We start from the raw sequence: 20,083 nt of genomic DNA, 5'->3' as shown, positions 1-20,083 counted from the left end.
CGAAGTGCGCAGACCATAGCCGCGAATCCGTTAATTGCCAGAGACATTCTTGTCGCGATCTCGGCCCCGCGCCAGCGTCTTTTTGCCGGATATTAAGCTTCCTGTGCCATGGATTCTTATCCGGCCGCCACCGTGCGCCCCTATGGAGAGGCTTGAATGACGCGTCGTCTTATGCGGGCCGGATGGCTATGTCTGACAGCTTTCGTCGTTACGGCATGCACGCCGGAACCCGTCGCCCCCGATAAGGACGCGCCGGTCGCCGGCACCTACAGCCTGCGCCGCATAGAAATCGCTTATTACGGCAACGTCCTGAAAAACGCGACGGACGCACCCGTCGACATATCGACCGCTATGGCGCAGAACTGGCCGGAAAAATACCTGCCTGTGCTGGAATCACGTCTGTCGGCAGACGCCTCTTTTGCCCAAATGCCCAAGGCCGATTGCACGGTCGACAGGTTCGACCGCCACGGCCGTGAATTTACCGCCACCGGCCGATGCCGGATCACCGGCGTCGCCGTGGGTACGGGCTTCATCTTTTCCGGCACGAATACGGACAAGGCCTTCGATATCCTGGTGACCATGTTCCCTGAGCAGGAGGGACCGACGCCCGACGCCAGGCGGATGACCGTGATGGGCGCGCTGACCGGCGCCTGACGACCGCGCTAAAACGCTTTCCGGTACAGGCGCCACCCCAGGATCATCACCACAACGGCCACCGCCGTCGAGACAAGACATACGATCGGCATCAGAAAAATAAGGACGTTCCAGGCTTCCACGAGATTTTTCCCGGAAGTAAAGGCCTCAAGCCACATAGCCGGTACCAAGCCGCCCAAGGCGCAGATAAAGGCGCCGCCATATCCGGCGCCGAAGCGGCGAAAACTCGCCTCGACGCTGCGGGCATTCGCCAGGGTCGCCGCGGCGATCATGCCGCAACACGCGCCCCAAGGCCATGCCTCGATCGCCAGGTCGTGATAGCGATCCGTGAGATGCGCCGCGACATGAACATAGATGGCTGCAGCCACCGCCACGGTGGCGACCATTCCGCAAGCCGCTGCCGCCCACAGGGCCGCCCGTAGCACCGGACGGTTGAACGCAAATCGATGCAGCCGGTCGCGATGCGCAAAGCCGAGCGCGGTGGCCGCCAGAAAGACGAATCCCGGAAGCGCCACGCACGCCGCCGTCCTGTTGAACAGCAGCCAGTCGTCCACAACCGCGCCAGGCGCCCAGGACAAGATCCAGATAAACGTCAAGACCCCGAGGGCCGCCATCGTCAATCGCGCGGCGCCGTCCGCCAGCTGCCGGACCAGGCCCACCGCCGCCAAGCCGTCGCGAAAACGCCAGACGCTCCACGCCGCCCATCCGCAACCCGCGGCGATCAACAGGCCGACGCCGCTATACGACCAATTGAAAAGGCTGTAGTGCATCGCCGCTTCGGCGACGGCGTACAGCAGGTAAAGCCCGATAAGAGCCGCCAGGCTCGCCACAATCGCCAGGACGAGGCGAACGGCAGACATCGCCGTGATCGGAGGCAATGGCCGGAGGTCAGGCGCGGGACGGGCTGCGGTCGGCTGCCCGAACCTGTGCCCCAGTCCCGAGACGGCGAGTTGAATCCGGGCACGCGCCCGCCAGGCCAGGATGGCGGCGACCAGCAGGAACGGCACGCCGCCGGCTGCATATTGCACAAAGATGATCAGCCCGATGAGTCCGAGCGCCAGAGCTGCCCACATGTCACCCTCTTTTATCCAGCAACCCTACCACACCGGGGTTAAGAAGAATGAAGCGGGCGAGACCGCCTCCGCGCATGGCGCCGCAAGGTCACCATTGTCGCCCTGGGTTGATTCAGGATGCCGCGGTCCCGCGGAGGTCTGTCCCGGCCCCCAGCCAATTTGTCTTTGCGTCAGGCCGTGCTAAGTCTCGTTCGGCCCCTTACGCGACGGAACATCCATGACCCTACGGTTTTCACGACGCGGTTTTCACGGTCTGGCGCTGACCCAGCTGGCGGCCGCCATGGCCATGCCCGCCCTGGCAAAGCCTTCCACCGGAATCGGACGGCATCCCTTCCTGCTGAGCGGCGAATGGGATCACCGCCTGGACACCCAGACCCTGTTTCTGGTGCGCGACGGCCGGATTGCGTGGCGTCATTCCGTTCCCATGACCAATCCCGATGGCAGCGGCAACGAATTGGGCGACGCCTCGCTTTTGGCCAATGGCAATGTCCTGTTCGCCTACAAATCCGGCGCCGCCCTGGTGACGCCAGACCACAAAATTGTCTGGCAACTGGCGGCCCGTTCCAACGCCGAAATCCATACATTGCAACCGGTGGACGGCAGCCGCATCCTGGTGGTCGAAAACGGCGACCCGGCCCACCTGATGATCATCGACACCTCGACCGGCGTCATCGCGAAAGAGCTGCACCTGCCCGTGCCGCATCCTGAAAAGCCGCATATCCAGTTCCGCCGCGTCCGCCTCACGCCGTCGGGCACCTATCTGGCCGGCCACCTCGACGACCATAAGGTCGTTGAATATGACGGGGACGGTAAAGCCATCTGGACCTACGCCGTCAACCGCCCGTGGGGTGTGCAACGCCTGGCCAACGGCAATACTCTGATCAGCTGTTACACCGACGACACCCATACCCAGGTGATCGAGGTCACCCCCGCTGGTGAAACGGTGTGGCGCTTTTCCCAGGCCGATGTGCCGGATACGCCCTGCTATCAATTCCAGGGCGTCAAACGCCTCGCCAATGGCAACACCGTCATCTGTAACTGGTGCGCCGGCGATGTTCAGGACACGGCCAAATGGTCCGATACGGTCCAGGTCTTCGAAGTCACCCGCGGCAAGAAAGTGGTCTGGGCGCTCAAGGCCTGGGACACGCCCGACCTCGGCACGGCCTCGTCGATCCAGTTGCTGGACCAGCCCGGCGGCTACAGCGTCAGCGCCTGACATCCCGTGAGTAGAACTGCAAAATGAAAAAGCTAATTATTACTGCAGGTTTGGGTATTTTGATGGGTTGCGCCAGCAATTCTACCCCACCGATTCCGGGACCGGTTAAAACGATATCGCTATGTGATATTGGGGCGAACGAGCTAGCGTTTGCGAACGAGACTGTGCGGGTCCGCGCCAGTTATACAGCTTATTGGGAAGGAACCTATCTGAAGGACGACAGGTGTCCTGAGATTAAATATGGCCTCGATTTTCCTGGAAAGGCGGGCGAAGACATATTTGGAGACAAGACCACCGACGCGCTAAATCGTGAAATTATGACAGGATGGCATTCTCAACTCATGAAATATGATTTGGTGTTTGAGGCAAAATTTGTTCAAGAGCCTGGGCAACGTCCAGCTGGCGGCACCTTGATCATGAAAAGAGTGATTTCTTATCAACGAAAATAAGGGGCATCGCCGGTCATGAGTTTCGGGGTGAGCGTCACGAAGTGAACGCCTCCGCGCTTTCTGCTTTGGCTCCGCCCTCGACATATAAGGAACCTGTATTTTGTAATAGCCACACTTACCGCTATGGTCGCTGCCTGGCCGCCGCATATGCCGCCGCCTTGCCCTCAGGAACATACCCCATGGACGTTCAAAGCCTTATTATCTGGTTGGTTGTCGGCGCGATTGCCGGTTGGTTGGCGGGAGTCCTGGTCAAGGGTGGCGGTTTCGGATTGGTCGGCGATATCGTCGTCGGCATTATCGGCGCCTTTATCGGCGGCTGGCTGGCCGGCGTCCTGCACCTGCGTATCGGTGGCGGCCTCATCGCCTCGATCCTGACCGCGACCCTGGGCGCTGTCGTGCTTCTCCTTCTGTTACGCCTGGTCCGCCGCGCCTGACGGCGCCGGCATGTCGCCGGCGCCTGAGGTACAATCTAGGCCCTGATAAAGGCCAGCAGGTCGGGATTGATGACCTCGGCATGGGTGGTGCACATGCCGTGGGGATAGCCGGGATAGACCTTCAAGGTCCCGTCTTTCACCAGCTTGATGGCTTCCAACGCTGCTGCGGCGATCGGCACGATCTGGTCGTCGTCGCCGTGCATGATCAGGACCGGCACGTCGATGGCCTTCAAATCACCGCTCAGGTCGGTTTCTGAAAAGGCCTTGATGCCTTCATAATGGGCCTTGGCACTGCCCGTCATGCCCTGACGCCACCAGTTGTCGATGACCCCGTCGACCGGCTTCACGCCATCGCGGTTGAAACCATAGAACGGCACTGGCAGGTCCTTGTAGAACTGGGCGCGGTTATTGGCGGTCTGTTCGCGCAGGCCGTCGAACACGTCGCGCGGCAGGCCCAGTGGGAAGGCCTCGGTCTTGAGCATGATCGGCGTCACGGCGCTGATCAGGATGGCCTTGGCGACGCGGCCATTGCCGCCGTACCGCGCCACATAGCGCGCCACTTCGCCACCGCCGGTCGAGTGGCCGGTATGGATTGCGTTCTTCAAATCCAGAAATTCGACAACGGCATGGGCGTCGGCGGCATAGGTGTCCATGTCGTGGCCGTCGCTGACCTGGCTGGAGCGGCCGTGCCCGCGGCGGTCGTGGGCGACGACACGGAAACCCTGATTGAGGAAATAGATCATCTGGGTATCCCAGTCGTCCGACGACAACGGCCAGCCGTGGTGGAAGACGATGGCTTGCGCGGTCTTGGGGCCCCAATCCTTGAAATAGATCTGGGTGCCGTCTTGCGTGGTGACATAGTTGGTCATGGTCTTCGGTCCTGTTTTTGCGGTTGGGGAGGGGTTACGCGGCATCGACAAGTACAAGTTCGGCGTCTTCAAGAGCGGTGACGCGGATGACCGCTTCGTCCTGGATGGCGGCGCCGTCACGGGTTTCCAGTGTGACGCCGTTGACGTCGACCGAACCGGTGGACGGCACCAGATAGGCGTGGCGGCCGGCGCTTAAGGAGTATTCGGTGGTTTCGCCGGCCTTCAAGGTGGCGCCCAAAACGCGGGCATCGGCACGGATGGGCAGGGCGTCGTCGTCATTGGCAAAGCCGCTGGCCAGGGCTACGAATTTACCCGAACGTTCGCCCTTGGGGAAGGGTTTGGCGCCCCAGGCCGGGCCTTTTCCGCTCTCATTGGGCAGGATCCAGATCTGGAAGATGCGGGTGGTGCCGGGCTCCAGATTGTATTCGGAGTGGCGGATGCCGCTGCCGGCGCTCATGACCTGTACGTCGCCGGCTTCGGTGCGGCCCTTATTGCCCATATTGTCCTGGTGGGTGATGGCGCCTTCGCGGACATAGGTGATGATTTCCATGTCGGCGTGCGGGTGCGGCGGGAAGCCAGTACCCGGCGCGATCGTGTCGTCGTTCCAGACGCGCAGATTGCCCCATTGGTCGCGGTTGCGGTCGCGGTAATTGGCGAAGGAAAAATGGTGCTTGGCGTCCAGCCAACCGTGGTTGGCGCCGCCGAGGCTGGTGAAAGGTCTGCGTTCGATCATGGTGGTCTCTCCTTGGTGCAGGTGTCTCTGTTGAAGCCACTATGGACTTTTGCCCTGATCCCTGAAATACAAATGATCGAAAGTAACCATTTCCAAAAATGACATCATGAAGCTTCCTGATTTCGAAGCCTGGGCCATCTTCGCCAAGGTCGCCGAGACCGGCTCGTTTATCGCGGCGTCCCAGGACCTGGGCCTGTCGCAGGCGACGGTATCCAAGGCGATCGGGCGATTGGAACGCAAACTGGGCGCCACGCTTTTTCACCGCACGTCGCGGCGTGTTTCGCTCTCGGAAAGCGGGATTGCCGCCCTCGAAGGCGCGTCGCGTCTGCTGGCCGGCGCCGAGGCGCTCGAGGCCGAGGCCTCGGCCCATGCGTCACGGCCCACCGGCGTTGTCAGGATGACGGCGCCGATGTCGTTCGGCATCGCCCATCTCGGCGTCCTGCTGCCGGAATTTTTCGCCCTCTATCCGGACGTGACGGTCGATCTCACCCTGGCCGACCATTTTATCGACATCGTCGAGGAGGGTTACGACCTGGCCTTGCGCATATCGGATCTGGAAGATTCCAGCCTGATGGCGCGGCGGTTGTGCCCGGTGCGTATCCTGCTGGTCGGCTCGCCCGGCTATTTCGACCGCCGCGGCCGTCCCACCCACCCGAAGGACCTCGGCGAGCATACCGGCCTGGTCTACACCAACGGCCGGGCCAGGGGCGTCTGGCGCTTTCACCACGCCACCGAGGGGCAATATGCCGTGTCGGTGCCCGGACCGCTGCGCGTCAACAATGCCGACATCCTCCGCCCGGCCCTGATCGGCGGAGCGGGGATCGCCATGCAGCCCGAGTTCCTTGTGTGGGACGACCTGCGCTCCGGCCTTCTCGAGGTCGCCATGCCGGATTGGCAGGCATCGTCCCTGGCCCTCTATCTGGTCACCCCGCCCGGCACCATCCGCCCGGCGCGGGTCCAGGCCCTGATGGCGTTTCTGGTCGACAAAATCGCCGGTTCGGCCTGGGTGAGGGGTGGGGGTTAGGTGCCTAGACGACTTGATTGCGCGCTATGACTTCCTTGTACCAGGCGGCGCTGAGCTTCGGGATGCGCTTTTGCGTCGCGAAGTCGACATAATGGATGCCGAAGCGCTTGCCGTAGCCGTCCGCCCACTCGAAATTGTCGATCAGGCTCCATAGGAAATAACCCTGGATCGGATAGCCTTCCGCAGCTGCACGATGCAATTCGGTGACATAATTACGCAGATACATCACGCGGTCGCCGTCATCGACCCGGCCGTCCACGATCGGATCGTCCGCCGAGCAGCCGTTCTCGGAAATGTAGATTTTCTTGGGATCCCACAGCTCGCTGGTGGTTCGTACAGCCCAGTACAAAACTTCCGGACCGACATAGAGCCACGGCGACGCCATGCGCGGCGACGACTCCAGGTGGGGCAGGGCGACATAGCCCTTGGGACCGTCATCGGCGCGGGCATACTCCGGCCGATAGACGTTGAGCGCCACGAAATCGAGCGGACTGCCGATCACGGCCATATCGCCGGCCTCGACCTTTGGCGCGTCGGCGCCGGCGCCTTCGATATAGGAATCGAGGTATTTGCCTTCCATGATGGCCGTCAGGAACATCGCATTCTCTGCCCGCGTGGCCTTTTTCGCGGCTTCGATATGTTCGGGCGTCTCAATGACGGGCACGAAGAAGGAAGCATTTTCCGCCAGACCGATCTGGGTTCCGGCGCGCGACGATGCCCGCAGCGCCTGCACGCCCATGCCATGGGCGAGAACACCGTGGTGGCGGACCTGATTGACGTCCTTTGCCGGCAGTTTGAGGCCGGGCGCGTGAATCCCGACCTGGTGGCCAAGATCCGTGAAACAGCGGATTTCGTTCGTTGTCATGAAATGGCTGACGCGATCCGAAAACTGGGTGCCAATATAGTGAGCATAGTCGGCAAAGGCGCTGGCCGTATCGCGATTTTGCCAGCCACCCGGCAGGGCTTGCGGCAAGTCCCAGTGGAACAGGGTGATATAGGGCTCGATGCCGTTTTCACGCAGATTGTCGATGACGCGCTTATAGTGGTCGACGCCCTTTTGGTTGGGCGTCCCGCGGCCGTCGGGAAAAATACGCGACCAAGCCATAGACATGCGGTAGGCCTTGGCGCCGAGATTTTTCAGCAATTGCGCGTCTTCGGCATAGCGATGGTACGAATCACAGGCGACGTCGCCGGTGTCGCCGTTGGCGACCTTGCCAGGCGTATGCGAGAAGACGTCCCAATTGGTCTGACCGCGGCCATCTTCGTTAACGGCGCCCTCGATCTGATAGGACGCCGAGGCGCAACCCCAGACAAAATCGCTTGGGAAACTGAGGTCGAGCGGCTTGCGCACGATGCCGGCCTGCGTGGCGCCCGCCGTCGCCAACCCGGCTCCCAGCAGCCCCAAGCCCTTGGCAAATTGCCGCCGTGAAAAATCTTGCATCGTCGTCTCCGCGTGACCTGTGTGACTGATCTTTGTTTGCAGCTTAACTCACGTCTCGCGCACACTCAATGAGGTCTGGAAGTCGCCATGCCCGATTGGCAGGCGCCGTCGCTGGCCTTGTATATGGTCACCCCGCCCGGCGCCATCCGCCCGGCGCGGGTCCAGGCCCTGATGGCGTTTCTGGTCGACAAAATCGCCGGTTCGGCCTGGGCGAAGGGTGTGGGCATGGCGGTTGGGCAAGCCAGGCGGAAGGGTTGAGATTTTCAATTTTAGACAGGGTTGACCGCGCTGCCCAAGCTGCCATCTGAAAGCTCCGTCCGAGGTTCGTGGATTCGCCTCGTTACGACAATCACCGTCCCTCGGCGCGATAAAGGGCGGCGGCCTTTGTCGATCGGTCGGCATTGGCGTCGATGAGCGCGCGGCGTGACGCCTCATGTTGCAGGGTCGAGGCGAGAAGGGCGGTGTTGGCGATCAGCCCCGCCTTGTACTGCCTTGACGCCTCGTCGTGCCGGCGCGCCGAAGCGTCAAAATCGGCCAGGGCCAAGACCTGCCTGTTGTCGGCTTCATCGACGGCGGTCAACTTGGTGCGCACATCGGCGAGCGCGGCGATGGCCGTCAGCCGGTAGCCTTCGTAGGCCTGAACTTCCCGTGCCGAAGCCGCATCGATCTGGCCCTTGATCCGGCCGAAATTCAGCAGCGGCCAATAGAGCGTCGTCGCAGCATTCCACACGTCAGTGGACGGCCTGACGCTGCTGTCCTGAGTGCCGAAAAAGGCGCCGATCGACAGGTCAGGAAACAGCGACGCCTGTGCCGATCGCGTCAACGCCCGGGCCGCCGTCAGGTTCGCCTCTGCCGCCTGCATATCCGGGCGCTGGCGCAAGATACCGAGCGGCGCATCTGTCGTGTCGGGATGCCGGAGTTGCGGCACCTCGCCTGCCACCGAAAGCCGCGGTCTAAGCGCCATCGTGTCGTCGCCGGTCAGGACGCTGATGGCGTCGATATAGTGCTCGCAGGCCTCGGTGAGGCGGCTGACGCCCGCATCGGCCGACCGCGCCTCGATCTCGGAAGCGCGGAACTGGCCCTCGGTGACCAGCCCCTTCCGCCACTGCTGCTCATAACTTGCGGAGATTTCGCGGGCGGCCGAAGCCGTCGTCCGGAAGCTGTCGAGGTCCTGCTGGCATTGCCTCAGGCCGATATAGGTGGCGACGATTTCGAGACGCACGGCGCCGCGAACATCTTCCAAAGAGGCGCCTGCGGCCTGTGCCACCGCGCCTGCCGCTTTCGAGCGCGCCTTCAGCCCGCCGAACAGATCGAGGTCGTAGCTGGCATTGAGCTGCCCCTGGGTGATGTCGATCGTCTGGTAATTGTAGGTCAGGCCGACGTCGCCGCGCTGCGCGACACCCGCAGCGCTGACATCGGGAAAGAGAAGCGACCTGGCTGTGACGTGAGCGGCGCGGGCTTCCTTCAATCGCGCCTCGGCCATTTTGATGTCGTGGCTGTCGCGGCTGGCAGCGTCGAGCAGGTCCCGCAGCACGGGGTCGGCGCCTTGCACCCACCAGGCCTTCGCCTGGGGTTGGGCGCTGTCGCTCGTCACGGGCCAGCTCACCGGCTGTGGCGCGGCGGGAAGATGGGCGGTCGGCGTCGAGCAGGCGGCAAGCCAGGCCACCGCAGGGAGAAGCATCAGAAGGTTACGCATGGGAGATCTCGCTTTGCGGCTTGCGGACCTTGAACCAGAAGGCATAGAGGGCCGGGAGGAAGACCAGCGTCAGCACGGTGCCGACACCGACGCCGCCGATGAGGACGAAGGCCAGTGCCCCCCAGAAAACCGAATGGGTCAGGGGAATGAAGGCCAGCATGGCCGCCACGGCCGTCAGTATGACCGGGCGGGCGCGGTGGACGGTGGCCTCGATGACGGCGTCATAGTCGGTCGCCCCCTGGGCTCTGTTGTCATTGATCTGTTGCACCAGGATCAGCGTGTTGCGCATCAGGATGCCGGACAATCCGACCAGGGCCAGGATGGCGTTGAAGCCGAAGGGCTGGTTGAAGATCAGTAGGGTGGGTACGGCGCCGACCAGGCCGAGCGGCGCCGTCGCAAAGACCATCCACATGGTGGAGAAGGTCCTGACTTGGATCATCAACACGACCAGGGTCAGCAGGATCATCACCGGCACGACGGCCACGAGCGCGACATTGGCCTTGGCGCTTTCTTCGACGGCGCCGCCGGTGTCGATGCGGTAGCCGGCGGGCAGGTTCGCCTTGATCGCCTGCAATTTAGGCAAGAGTTGCGCCGTGACATCCGGCGGCTGGACACCTTCGCCCACGTCGCCTTGCACGCTGACGAACAGGTCGCGGTCATAGCGTTTGATCTGCTGGCCTTCGCTGTCGATGGCCGGGTGAACGACGGCGCTCAAGGGAATGGCCTGGCCCAGGGTGTTGGTCACCGTCATGCCGGCCAGGTCGGACGGCGAGCGCCTTTCCGCTGCTGGTGTCCGCAACATGACATCGACGGTGCGGGTGCCGTCACGGATCTGGGTCGCCTGAACGCCCGACACCAGGCCTTGCAGTTGCAGTTCCACCGATTGCCGGGTGAGATTCAGTTGCGCCAGGCGGGCATCATCGATCGTGTAGTGAACGAAGGGGGTCTTGTCGCCCCAGTCCAAATGCGGATCGAGCACGTTGGCGTTCTGCTGCATGACGGCCCGGACCTGCTCCGCGACCTTCATGATGCCGGCCTCATCGGGTCCAACGACGCGGAAAAGCACGGGATAAGGCACGGGCGGGCCGAACAGGAACTGCGTCACGCGCACGCGGGCCTGCGGATAGCGGCCGTCGCTCACCCATTGACGGATTCGGGCCTTGAGCCGGGCGCGCGCCTCGACATCCTTTGTCTGGATAACGACCTGGGCATAGGCGGGGTTCGGCAGTTCAGGGTTCAGGGAGAAGAAGAAGCGCGGCGCGCCCTGGCCGATATAGGCCGACACGTCCGTCGCCTCGGGCTGCTTTTGCAGGTCCACTTCAAGCCGGCTCGTCAGCGCCTTGGTGGCTTCGAAGGCGGACCCGACCGGCATCTTGACTTCGACCGTCAGTTCGGTGCGGTCCGAGTTCGGGAAGAACTGTTTTTTGACGACGGCCATCCCGGCGCCGGACAGGAGGAACAGGCCGACCGTAATGGCGATGGTGATGCCGCGGCGATCGACGGCCAGTCGGACCAGGTTGCGGAACCTGTTGTACATCTTCGTAGAATACATCGAGCCGTGGTCGTGGCGCGGCTTGATGTTGGGCAGCATGACGACGCCCAGGTACGGGGTGAAGGTTACGGCCACCACCCATGATGCGATCAGGGCAAAGCCGACCACCCAGAAAATATTGCCGGCATATTCGCCGGCCGACGACTGGGCAAAGCCGACCGGAATGAACCCCAGAATGGTCACCAGGGTCCCGGACAGCATGGGCGCGGCGGTCGTGGTCCAGGCGAAGGTGGCCGCCTTGATGCGGTCATAGCCCTCTTCCAGTTTAACCGCCATCATCTCGATGGCGATGATGGCGTCGTCGACCAGAAGCCCCAGCGAAATGATCAGGGCGCCCAGGGTCACGCGGTCGAAATCGCGGCCGGTGAGCAGCATGACAACGAAGACGATCCCAAGGGTCAAGGGCACGGCGGCGGCGACGACCAGACCGACGCGGAAACCCAGCGCGACAAAGGACACCAACATCACAACGCCGAGGGCCATAACGAACTTGGTCATGAATTCGTCGACCGCGTGGTGGATGGCCTTGGCCTGGTCCGAAATCTTGGTGATCGTTACGCCGAGCGGCAGTTGCGCACGCAGCAGCTCTTCCTGATGATCGAGCGCCTTGCCCAGGGTCAGGCCGTTATAGCGCGGAGCCATGACGACGCCGAGCAGGACCGTGGGCTGGCCGGCATGATCGATTTCGAAGCTGGGCGGATCTTCGTAGCCTTTGCTGACCTCGGCAAAGTCGCCGATCCTGAGGAGCTTGCCCTGGACGTTCAGCGTCACATTGCGGACGTCGTCCACCGACTTGAGGCCGCCGTCGAGGCGAAGCTGCAGCCGGGGGCCGGCCGTGTCGATCGAGCCCGACGGCGTGACATCGTTGCGCCCGCGCAGGGCGGCGATGATGTCCTGTGCGCCGACGCCAAGGGTGGCGAGACGGGCCTGGGATATGTCGACATAGATGGCCTGAGGACGTTCGCCGAGGATCTTGACCTTTTGCACGCCGGGAACGTGCAGGAGTTGCTGCCTCAGATCCTCGGCCTGTTTGACCAGGTCGCGGTTGGGCAATCCCTTGGCCTGCAGCGCATAAAGCGAGAAATAGACGTCGCTGAATTCATCATCGAAAAAAGGACCGTACACACCGTTCGGCAATTTGCGCGCCTCGTCGGACAGCTTCTTGCGCGCCTGATAGAACTGGTCCGGAACGGCCGACGGCGGCGTCGAATCCTTCAGGATGACCTTGGCCTGTAAAACGCCAGGCTGCGCTGTCGTTTCGACACGGTCATAGTACTGGAGTTCCTGGAGGCGCTTTTCCAACGGATCGCCGACATTTTCGTCCATTTCCCTGGCCGTGGCGCCGGGCCAAACGGCGGTCACGGTCATGATCTTGACGGTGAAGCGCGGATCTTCGGCCCGTCCCAGCTTGATGAAGGCGAAGGTTCCGGCTGCCAAAACCGCCAGGATGAGAAACAAGGTTACGGCCCGTTCACGGACCGCAAGCGCTGACAGATTGGGGAAGCTCACAGCGTACCTCCGCGAATCGGAGACACGACTTCCCCTTCGTGCAGCAACTGCGCGCCGGCGGCGACAATGATATCGCCTTGAGAAAGGCCAGCGGAGATCGACGCCGTCTCCTCATTGAGACGCGAGACCGTGACAGGCCTCGCCCGGACCTTTCCTCCGGAATCGACGATCCACACCCGGGTGCCCTGGCCTTTGTCGGCAAGGGCCGCCAGGGGGATATCCAGCGACGACGAAGCCACCGGCACGCCCGCGGGGGTAACCTGAACGGTCGAGCCCAGCGGCGCTTGCGCGATGGTGGCATCCAGCACGTATCGCGCCTCGAAAAGTCGCGTGGACGGATCGGCGGCAGCCGACACCTGACGGAGACGGCCGCTATAGACGGCGCCGGCCGCACCGAAAACGGTGACTTGAGCCGTCTCGCCGATGGCGTGATTGGCTTCCGGCAGACCGACAACCGCTTCGGGGGCGCCGGCCTGGGCAATCTTGATCACGGGCTGTCCGGCCGCCGCAACCTGTCCGGCTTCTCCGGGAAGTTCGACGACCACGCCCGCGACATCGGCGCGCAATTCCGTATAGCCGCGCTGATGTCCGGCGCTCGCCAACTGCGCTTCCGCGGCCTTCAGGTTGGCGTCGGCGGAATCCCTGGACGCGCGCGCCTGTTCGACCATGTCGACGGAGGTCGATCCGCTGGCGGCCAGGCTGTTCACCCGCTCATAGTTTGCGTTGGCCCTGACAGCGGCGCTCCGTGCCGCCGCGACGGCGGCCGTGGCCGCGTCGACGCCATCGCTGTAATCGGTGGGATCGAGCCGCATCAGCAATTGCCCCGGCGACACGCGATCACCGAGATTGACCTTGCGCTCAACGATTTTGCCGGCGACCCGGAAGGCCAGGTTTTGCTCGACACGCGACCGGATGGTCCCGGCATAGGCCGTTCCCGTCGCCGTGGACGCGCCGACCTGATAGGTTAAAACACGGGGATGGTCATTGGCTTCCGGCTTGGGCGGAGCGTGACAGGCGGTCAGAACGGCCATAGCCGCGGCCAGGGAGGCCAGGGCAGGGCCTTTTTTAAGGGCGGATGGAAAGGACATGTTGACTTTGATCCAGGGGATGGCGTATTTGATACTTATGAGTATCGTAAAGCGCCAAAATTTGGATACTGTCAAGTATCATTATTATCATGACTGAAAAAAACCAGGTACGCCGTGGCCGGCCCGTCAACGAGGCGCTTGGCCAAACCATTGTCGACGCGGCCTGTGAGCTCTTTGTGGAATTGGGGTTCCAGGCGACGACCATGGACAAGGTCGCCCAACGGGCCAGGATATCCAAGCTCAGCATCTACCGGCATTTCGAGAACAAGGAAGCCCTGTTCAGCGCGGCGATTACCGCCCGCTGTCAGCAGTTTGCTCCGCAATCGCTCGTCGAAGGTGTCGCCGGCACGGCGGAGGACCAGCTTATGGCCGTGGGCTCGGGGCTGCTAAGGCTGTTGCTGAGCCCGGACGTGCGCGGCGTCGAGAGCATGATCATGGCCGACAAGACGGACCAAAAAACATTAAGCAAGCTCCACTACGACGCCGGCCCCGCCCGTGTCGTCGCCCAGATCGAGGGCCTGCTGCGCCAGTTGCACGCGAAGGCGGTTCTGAACGTGCCCGATCCTCTCCGATCCGCCCGCCTGTTTGGCGCGCTTTTCAAAGGCTCCGATCTCCTGACCATCGTGCGCTTCGATGAGGCGAGAGCCATGGACGACAACGAAATCGAATCCTATTGCCGGTCGGCCGTCGCCATGTTCATCGCCGCGCACGCTGTCAACGATCACGCCGGCGGATAGCGTTCCCGGCGCCCGGCGCTGTCGTCGAAGTCAATCTCCGGTCCGGCCGTCTGTGCTCTCAAACCAGCATCGACTGCTGGGCGGAGATTCCTGCCGTCGCGCCTTGCCATGATGCCGTGGTGACCGACGGAATGAGCGGGTTGGAGAGGTCGCCGGCGGCGTAGATGCCGGGCATGCTGGTTTCGCGGCGCTCGTCGACCTTGAGGACGATGCCGAGGGGCGTGTCGACCGTGGCGAGCCCCAGGGATTCATGCAGGCTTGCGGACGGCCTGTTGCGCGGGTGGGCGAACACGATGTCGACCGCGACATCGGGGCCGGTATCGAGCTTGACGGTAGCGTTATGGCCTCCGCGACGGACGATCCCGGTGATCCGGCCATCGACGACAGGTGTGTTGCGGCGCGTCAGATCGGCCCGGATTTCGGGCGGAATGGCGTGACCATCGGCGAAGACCGTTAACCTTTCGGTCCAATCGTGGAGCAGCCTGACCTGATTGTGCGACTGCGGTCCGGACCAGACGAGGCCCCAATGCTGGCCGGCGACTTCAAAACCATCGCAATAGGGGCAGGGCACGATGGAGGTGCCCCAGCTTTCGGCAAAGCCTGGGACATCAGGCATCTGGTCGACGACGCCATAGCTCAGGATCAGGCGGCGCGCCCCAAGGCTTTCGCCATCGCCAGTATGGACGGAGAAATTGTCGATGGCGCCGGAGATGCTGTCGGCCCGGGCATTGACCAGCCTGACCGTGGGATAGCGCGCCAGCTGTTGCCGCGCCTCCGCCAGGATGTCCAGCGGCGGCTTGTGATCGTGGCCGAGCACGCCATGCGAGTGGCCGGCGAAGCGGTTGCGCGGCAGACCGGTATCGAGAACGGTGACCTTGCGGCGGGCGCGGCCGAGCTGGAGGGCGGCGGCGAGGCCGGCAAAGCTGCCGCCGATGATGATGACGTCATCCATGGTGATAAGCTCCGTGTTGCGGATGGAGGGGTTGGGCTGGGTCTGGCGCGACCTGGTTGAAATCTGCCTATTGGCATGCCCATTTCGGACATTGCCCCATTTCTAAAACTGCATGGTATCGTAATGCAAGAATTAGAATACTGTCAAGTACCAAAATTGCCTTGACCGAAAACAGCCAGGGCCGGCGCGGCCGTCCGTCGATGCGGCGCTGTGACAAACCATTGTCGACGCGGCTGGCGATCAGTTCATGAATTTGGATTTCCCGGCGACCACCATGGACGAGGTCGCTCGGAAGCCGAAGATATCCAGGCGCTCACAGGGGCAAGGGGAGCACCGATATGCAGCCGCCCTCACACCCCGTCCGTATAACCTAACGCCGCGAACTGCTGCTTCATCCAGAAAAAGCCGATCCCCGTCACGACGGCGACGACAGCCATGAGCACCCAACCGACCGGTGTAAAGGTCTTGCGGGCCTTGTCGCGATAGGCGAAACCGGCGCCGCCAAGCAGAAAAGCCAGGCCGAAGATAAAACAGGCCGGCACCAGCAGGATCGCCTTGAGCTCATAACTGACCTCGGGCAGGTGCTGCCGCGCCGCCTCGAGCGGCTTCACAATAAAAAACCAGCCGAACCCGCCGCCGATCGCCAGCAGCAACAGCCCGCCCAAACGTGTTTTCAAATCCTGGTTCATGCCAGCCCCAATCCAATATTCAGCTTACGTCTCGCGTACACTCAACGACGTTAGCATGACCTCGGACTTCGCCTCTTCGCCATTGATCAGCTGCAGAATCTTCTGCGCCAGATGGATCCCGCCATTGCGCCAGTTCTGATGCACGCTGGTCAGGGCCGGCGAGAAGGTGACCGCCAAAGGCGTATCGTCGTAGCCGATCACCGACACCTGCTCCGGCACCCGCACATTGGCCTCGATCAGGGCGCGCACGAACCCCATGGTGAGCAGGTCGTTCGACCCCAGCACCCCGTCGAATTTCAGCTTTTGCTCCAGCAGAACCTGGGCCGACTCCAACCCGCCGGTGAAGGTGAACGGGCACGGCAGACTGGCGACCACCTGGGCGCCGTGGGACTCGGCCGTGTCGCGGAAACCCTTGAAGCGCGCCTCGACTTCGGCGTGGCGCGTATCGCCTAAAAACACCAGCCTTCGCCGGCCCAAATCGCACAGCCGCTCGGCCGCGATCGCCCCGCCGTGATAATTGTCCGAACCGACGATACAGTAATCGGCGCCGTCGTGCGGCGCGCCCCACACCACGAACGGCGCCAAAACCGGCTGCAAGGCCTTGACCGCCTCGTCATGGATCCCTTGCCCCAGCAGGATAATGCCCTCGGCCGATTGGAAGGCAACGCTCTCCTTGCCCGACATGGTGGTCAGCAGCAGCGAATAGCCGCGCGAGGTCAGGGTCTGCGAAATGCCGCCCAGCAATTCCAGCGGATAGGGATCGGACATCATGCGGTCGGGCGTCGGGTTCATCTCGACGATCACCCCGACCGTATGTGAGCGGTCGAGCTTCAGGTTGCGCGCGGCCTGATTGAGGCGGTAACCGTGCTCCTTGGCCAGGGCGAAGATGCGGTCGCGCGTCTCGGCATTGACGGCGAACCCGCCGCGCAGCGCCCGCGACACGGTGATCTTCGACACGCCGGCCAGCTTGGCCAGTTCGTCCATGGTGATATTGGAACCCGCCAAGACCCGCTCCTTATTTACATCACCTTGTCAAATAACGGGCAGCGCTGTCAATCCGCCAGACGTTTGCGCAGCATAACCAAGCTTAAGCCCAGCAGAACGATTGGCACCAAAGTAAGACTAAACGCATTGTGCCCGCCGAAATGGCTGAAGATCTGGCCGGTGATAAACGACCCCAAGGTCCCACCCAGGGCCGAAAAGGCGATGATCAAGCCCGTCATCGGCGCCTGTTTCTTCTGCGGCAAGGCGCTCAGCACGACCGAGTTCAGGGTCGGATAAATCGGCGCGAAAAAGAACCCGGCCGCCGGCAGGATAAACACCTGTAACGGCGCATGCAGCCAGTCGCCTTCGACCGGATGACCGACCGGCGGAAACACGATCGAGGCGATGACGACCAGCCCGGTACCGATGACACAGCCGAACAGAACCGTCTGCCAATCGACCTTGCGCAGCACCAGGCCGCCGACCATCCGCCCGATCGCCAGGGCCGCGGCGAACAAGCCGCCGGCCTGGACGCTCATCTGCGCCGGCAGGTTCAGCACCTCGCGATTATAGGTCGGCAGCCAGCTGCCCAGGCTCTGTTCGATCAGCACATAGAGGAAAATGCCGGTCAGAAAGGCCACCAGGAACTTGGCGACGAACAACTCGGGCATGGCCTTCAAATCGTTGTACCACGGCGTCTTCACCTCGCCTTCGACCACCTGCGGCGCCGGCAGGGGCGTCACCATCCACAATACCGCCGCCAGCACGGCTATCCCGCCCAGCAGAATATAAACATTAAGCCAACTTAATGACTCCGGATGCACGGGGTCGATAAAGAACGAAAACAGCCATGCCCCCGACAGCACCGCGACCATGAAAAAGCTCTCGACCAGGCTGGTGAAACTGGCGTGGGCCTTGGGGTCGGTATGCAGCAGGCCGATGGACGAATAGACCGCGACTTTCACCAAGGCGAACGTCACCCCGATGACCAGGAACAATACCTTGGCCATGTCGAAGCCCGGCACGAAACGCATGGCCAGACAGGCCACCGCGACGCCCAACAAGGCGATGATCAAGGCGCGTTGATAGCCCAATCGCGGCACGAAACTGGCGACGGTGAAACTGACCAGGGCGATCGATAGATCCTTACAAGCCTCCAAAATCGAGCCTTCCGGCTTGGTGATATGGAAGCTCAGGATCGACTGCAAAATGACCGTGCCGACGCTGTTCAACAACACGCCATAGATCATGTAAACGATGACCAGGGCGATGCTGGCGCGCAAACGGGAGAGAGGAACGGTCATACTGTCTCCTGCAGCAAATCCGGATACATAGCCATGAGGGCCCGCGTCACGCCATTGGTCCAACCGAAACCGTCCTGCACCGGATATTCACCGCCGCCGCCAGGCTTCATCGCCTCGATGTCGTATTTCTCCAGCAGCTTGCCGGTCTCCGCATAGGCCGTTGCCACCGTCTCGAGCCAGCGCCCGGCGATGTCGCGCGCCAGGCCGTCATGACCGTAGCGCGCCAAACCCGTGACCGCAATCCACTGCAACGGCGCCCAGCCATTGGGCATGTCCCACTGCTGATCTGTGTTGTTGGTCGTGGTGCGCAAGCCGCCGCGCGCCAGCATCTTGGCGGCCACCGTTTCGGCCACGGCATCGGCCTGGGCCTGCGACGCCAAGCCGACGAATAGAGGATAGAGAGAGGCCGCCGATAACACCGGCGTCGCCCGCCCGGCCGCGATATCATAGTCGCCGAAGCGGCCTTCGCCGGCCACCCACAGATGCCTATGGATCGCCTGTTCGCGGCGTTCGGCCAGGACCTCGAACTCCAACGCCCGTTGTTCCTGCCCCAAACCATGGCAGAACCGGGCGATCGTCGTTTCCAGCATCCACAACAGACTGTTGAGGTCGACCGGCACGATATCGGTGGTGTGGATCGAGGCGAAATCCCGCGCGTCGCCCAACCACCGTGAACTGAAATCCCAGCCGCTGGCCGCCCCGGCGCGCAAATCGCGATAAACCCGCGCCGCCGGCCGGCCGGACTCCGTGGCGGTGGCCACGTCCTCGGCATAGGATTCGTCGCGCGGCGTATCCAGGTCGTCCCAATAGCGGTTGAGCACGGCGCCGTCGGGCATGCGCACGGCGCTTTGGCCGTCCATCCAATAGCTGTGCTCGCTTTGCAGCGCCGCCAGTTGCCTGAGCTTTTCGCTGCGTGCCGCGGTCTTCGACAAACCAGCCATCAGCGCCAGGAACGGCGGCTGCGACCGGCTGAGATAATAGCTGCGCGTGCCGTTGGGAATATGGCCGTAACGCTCGATCAAGCTCTCGAAATTGCGCAACATCGACTCCACCAGATCGTCGCGGCCGTCATGCGCCAAACCCAGCATGGTGAAATAGCTGTCCCAGTAATAGATCTCGCGGAATCGCCCACCCGGCACGACATAGGCCTCGGGCAAAAACAGGGCCGATGAGCCTTCTGGAATGGCCTGGGGTGCGCGTTCCAGCTTGCTCCACAAACCCTGGATATAGGCCTTGAGCCCGACCCTTGAACCCATTTTGGGGCCCGCCGTTGCCGCGGCGGCGCACGGCCCTGGCACCTCAAAATGCTGCGCCACAAATGCGCGCAAATCGCCTTCAGTTTGAGGATCGGCCTTGGCGAAATCCGCCGTGATGGCTTTGGGCGCCGACTTCGGCACAGCGTCGGCAAAGGTCTTGCCGTCGGCAAACAGCCGCAGCAACTGGACGCGTTCGAACAGGACGCCATAGACCGCGTGCGGCGTCTTCAGGCTTGCGGTATAGGCTGCCGGAGTCAGAAGGGATGCGGGTCTGTCATTCATGGCGGAGGCTTGGCATGGCGAAAGCGTGGATCCAAAAATTCAAAAAAGATGCGGGCCGTGCATGACCATGAACGGCCCGCGAGAGTTTAGGGGGAAAAAGTCCGGCACCGTAGGGGCGATGCCGGTCCGGCCAGGGAAGGG

The 20,083-nt window shown here is 62.6% G+C and carries 19 protein-coding genes; 7 read left to right on the top strand and 12 right to left on the bottom strand.

Features of this window, described 5'->3' with window-relative positions:
- Positions 1 to 156 precede the first annotated feature (156 nt).
- The gene (locus tag AC1DX3_RS04690) at positions 157 to 654 is read left to right on the top strand and encodes a DUF3617 domain-containing protein (RefSeq protein ID WP_476988084.1); all 498 of its coding nucleotides are present in this window, start codon (positions 157 to 159) and stop codon (positions 652 to 654) included.
- An 8-nt stretch (positions 655 to 662) separates the two neighbouring features.
- Here the strand turns inward: AC1DX3_RS04690 and AC1DX3_RS04685 are convergent, their stop codons facing one another.
- Positions 663 to 1,727: a hypothetical protein gene (locus AC1DX3_RS04685; protein WP_476988083.1), complete on the bottom strand. Its 1,065-nt coding sequence runs from the start codon at positions 1,725 to 1,727 to the stop codon at positions 663 to 665.
- Positions 1,728 to 1,944: 217 nt separating this feature from the next.
- Between AC1DX3_RS04685 and AC1DX3_RS04680 the strand changes: the two genes are divergently transcribed.
- The 3 genes from AC1DX3_RS04680 (at position 1,945) to AC1DX3_RS04670 (ending at position 3,826) form a co-directional block, all read left to right on the top strand.
- Complete coding sequence (locus AC1DX3_RS04680; RefSeq protein ID WP_476988082.1) at positions 1,945 to 2,943, top strand: YncE family protein; 999 nt, start codon at positions 1,945 to 1,947, stop codon at positions 2,941 to 2,943.
- Positions 2,944 to 2,966: 23 nt separating this feature from the next.
- On the top strand, positions 2,967 to 3,392 hold the full coding sequence (locus AC1DX3_RS04675; RefSeq protein ID WP_476988081.1) for a hypothetical protein: 426 nt from the start codon (positions 2,967 to 2,969) through the stop codon (positions 3,390 to 3,392).
- 179 nt (positions 3,393 to 3,571) lie between these two features.
- On the top strand, positions 3,572 to 3,826 hold the full coding sequence (locus tag AC1DX3_RS04670) for a GlsB/YeaQ/YmgE family stress response membrane protein (RefSeq protein WP_476988080.1): 255 nt from the start codon (positions 3,572 to 3,574) through the stop codon (positions 3,824 to 3,826).
- 35 nt (positions 3,827 to 3,861) lie between these two features.
- Here AC1DX3_RS04670 and AC1DX3_RS04665 read toward each other — a convergent pair whose 3' ends face one another.
- Both AC1DX3_RS04665 and AC1DX3_RS04660 read right to left on the bottom strand, forming a co-directional pair.
- Positions 3,862 to 4,695, bottom strand: coding sequence for an alpha/beta fold hydrolase (locus AC1DX3_RS04665; protein WP_476988079.1), 834 nt, complete (start codon positions 4,693 to 4,695; stop codon positions 3,862 to 3,864).
- A 34-nt stretch (positions 4,696 to 4,729) separates the two neighbouring features.
- Positions 4,730 to 5,428, bottom strand: a complete 699-nt coding sequence (locus AC1DX3_RS04660; protein ID WP_476988078.1) for a pirin family protein — start codon at positions 5,426 to 5,428, stop codon at positions 4,730 to 4,732.
- A gap of 106 nt (positions 5,429 to 5,534) precedes the next feature.
- Between AC1DX3_RS04660 and AC1DX3_RS04655 the strand changes: the two genes are divergently transcribed.
- The gene (locus AC1DX3_RS04655; RefSeq protein WP_476988077.1) at positions 5,535 to 6,452 is read left to right on the top strand and encodes a LysR family transcriptional regulator; all 918 of its coding nucleotides are present in this window, start codon (positions 5,535 to 5,537) and stop codon (positions 6,450 to 6,452) included.
- Positions 6,453 to 6,456: 4 nt separating this feature from the next.
- Here AC1DX3_RS04655 and AC1DX3_RS04650 read toward each other — a convergent pair whose 3' ends face one another.
- Complete coding sequence (locus AC1DX3_RS04650) at positions 6,457 to 7,893, bottom strand: GH1 family beta-glucosidase (RefSeq protein ID WP_476988076.1); 1,437 nt, start codon at positions 7,891 to 7,893, stop codon at positions 6,457 to 6,459.
- Between the two features lie 87 nt (positions 7,894 to 7,980).
- Between AC1DX3_RS04650 and AC1DX3_RS04645 the strand changes: the two genes are divergently transcribed.
- Positions 7,981 to 8,151, top strand: a complete 171-nt coding sequence (locus AC1DX3_RS04645; protein WP_476988075.1) for a hypothetical protein — start codon at positions 7,981 to 7,983, stop codon at positions 8,149 to 8,151.
- Positions 8,152 to 8,242: 91 nt separating this feature from the next.
- Here AC1DX3_RS04645 and AC1DX3_RS04640 read toward each other — a convergent pair whose 3' ends face one another.
- The 3 genes from AC1DX3_RS04640 to AC1DX3_RS04630 are packed head-to-tail and all read right to left on the bottom strand — an operon-like array spanning position 8,243 to position 13,738.
- Positions 8,243 to 9,589: an efflux transporter outer membrane subunit gene (locus tag AC1DX3_RS04640; RefSeq protein WP_476988074.1), complete on the bottom strand. Its 1,347-nt coding sequence runs from the start codon at positions 9,587 to 9,589 to the stop codon at positions 8,243 to 8,245.
- Positions 9,582 to 12,650 carry an efflux RND transporter permease subunit gene (locus tag AC1DX3_RS04635; protein WP_476988073.1) on the bottom strand — a complete coding sequence of 1,023 codons (3,069 nt, stop codon included), beginning with the start codon at positions 12,648 to 12,650 and terminating at the stop codon, positions 9,582 to 9,584. The genes AC1DX3_RS04640 and AC1DX3_RS04635 overlap by 8 nt, the downstream gene beginning before the upstream one ends.
- Positions 12,647 to 13,738 carry an efflux RND transporter periplasmic adaptor subunit gene (locus AC1DX3_RS04630; protein ID WP_476988072.1) on the bottom strand — a complete coding sequence of 364 codons (1,092 nt, stop codon included), beginning with the start codon at positions 13,736 to 13,738 and terminating at the stop codon, positions 12,647 to 12,649. Before AC1DX3_RS04630 ends, AC1DX3_RS04635 begins: the two co-directional genes overlap by 4 nt.
- Before the next feature lie 89 nt (positions 13,739 to 13,827).
- Here AC1DX3_RS04630 and AC1DX3_RS04625 point away from each other — a divergent pair, with 89 nt between their 5' ends.
- On the top strand, positions 13,828 to 14,475 hold the full coding sequence (locus AC1DX3_RS04625) for a TetR/AcrR family transcriptional regulator (RefSeq protein ID WP_476988071.1): 648 nt from the start codon (positions 13,828 to 13,830) through the stop codon (positions 14,473 to 14,475).
- A 58-nt stretch (positions 14,476 to 14,533) separates the two neighbouring features.
- Here the strand turns inward: AC1DX3_RS04625 and AC1DX3_RS04620 are convergent, their stop codons facing one another.
- From AC1DX3_RS04620 to treF, 5 genes are all read right to left on the bottom strand, one after another.
- On the bottom strand, positions 14,534 to 15,427 hold the full coding sequence (locus tag AC1DX3_RS04620; RefSeq protein WP_476988070.1) for an NAD(P)/FAD-dependent oxidoreductase: 894 nt from the start codon (positions 15,425 to 15,427) through the stop codon (positions 14,534 to 14,536).
- A 350-nt stretch (positions 15,428 to 15,777) separates the two neighbouring features.
- Positions 15,778 to 16,116, bottom strand: a complete 339-nt coding sequence (locus AC1DX3_RS04615; protein WP_476988069.1) for a hypothetical protein — start codon at positions 16,114 to 16,116, stop codon at positions 15,778 to 15,780.
- Positions 16,117 to 16,140: 24 nt separating this feature from the next.
- Complete coding sequence (locus AC1DX3_RS04610) at positions 16,141 to 17,121, bottom strand: LacI family DNA-binding transcriptional regulator (protein WP_476988068.1); 981 nt, start codon at positions 17,119 to 17,121, stop codon at positions 16,141 to 16,143.
- A 47-nt stretch (positions 17,122 to 17,168) separates the two neighbouring features.
- Entirely contained in the window at positions 17,169 to 18,404 is a 1,236-nt protein-coding gene (locus tag AC1DX3_RS04605; protein ID WP_476988067.1) for an MFS transporter, read from the bottom strand.
- A complete protein-coding gene (treF, locus tag AC1DX3_RS04600; protein WP_476988066.1) occupies positions 18,401 to 19,942 on the bottom strand; it encodes an alpha,alpha-trehalase TreF in 1,542 nt (513 codons plus the stop codon). Before treF ends, AC1DX3_RS04605 begins: the two co-directional genes overlap by 4 nt.
- Between the last annotated feature and the right edge of the window lie 141 nt (positions 19,943 to 20,083).

Source organism: Asticcacaulis sp. P2_B1 (assembly GCF_056404915.1).
This window is presented reverse-complemented; position numbering and strand designations above follow the sequence as displayed.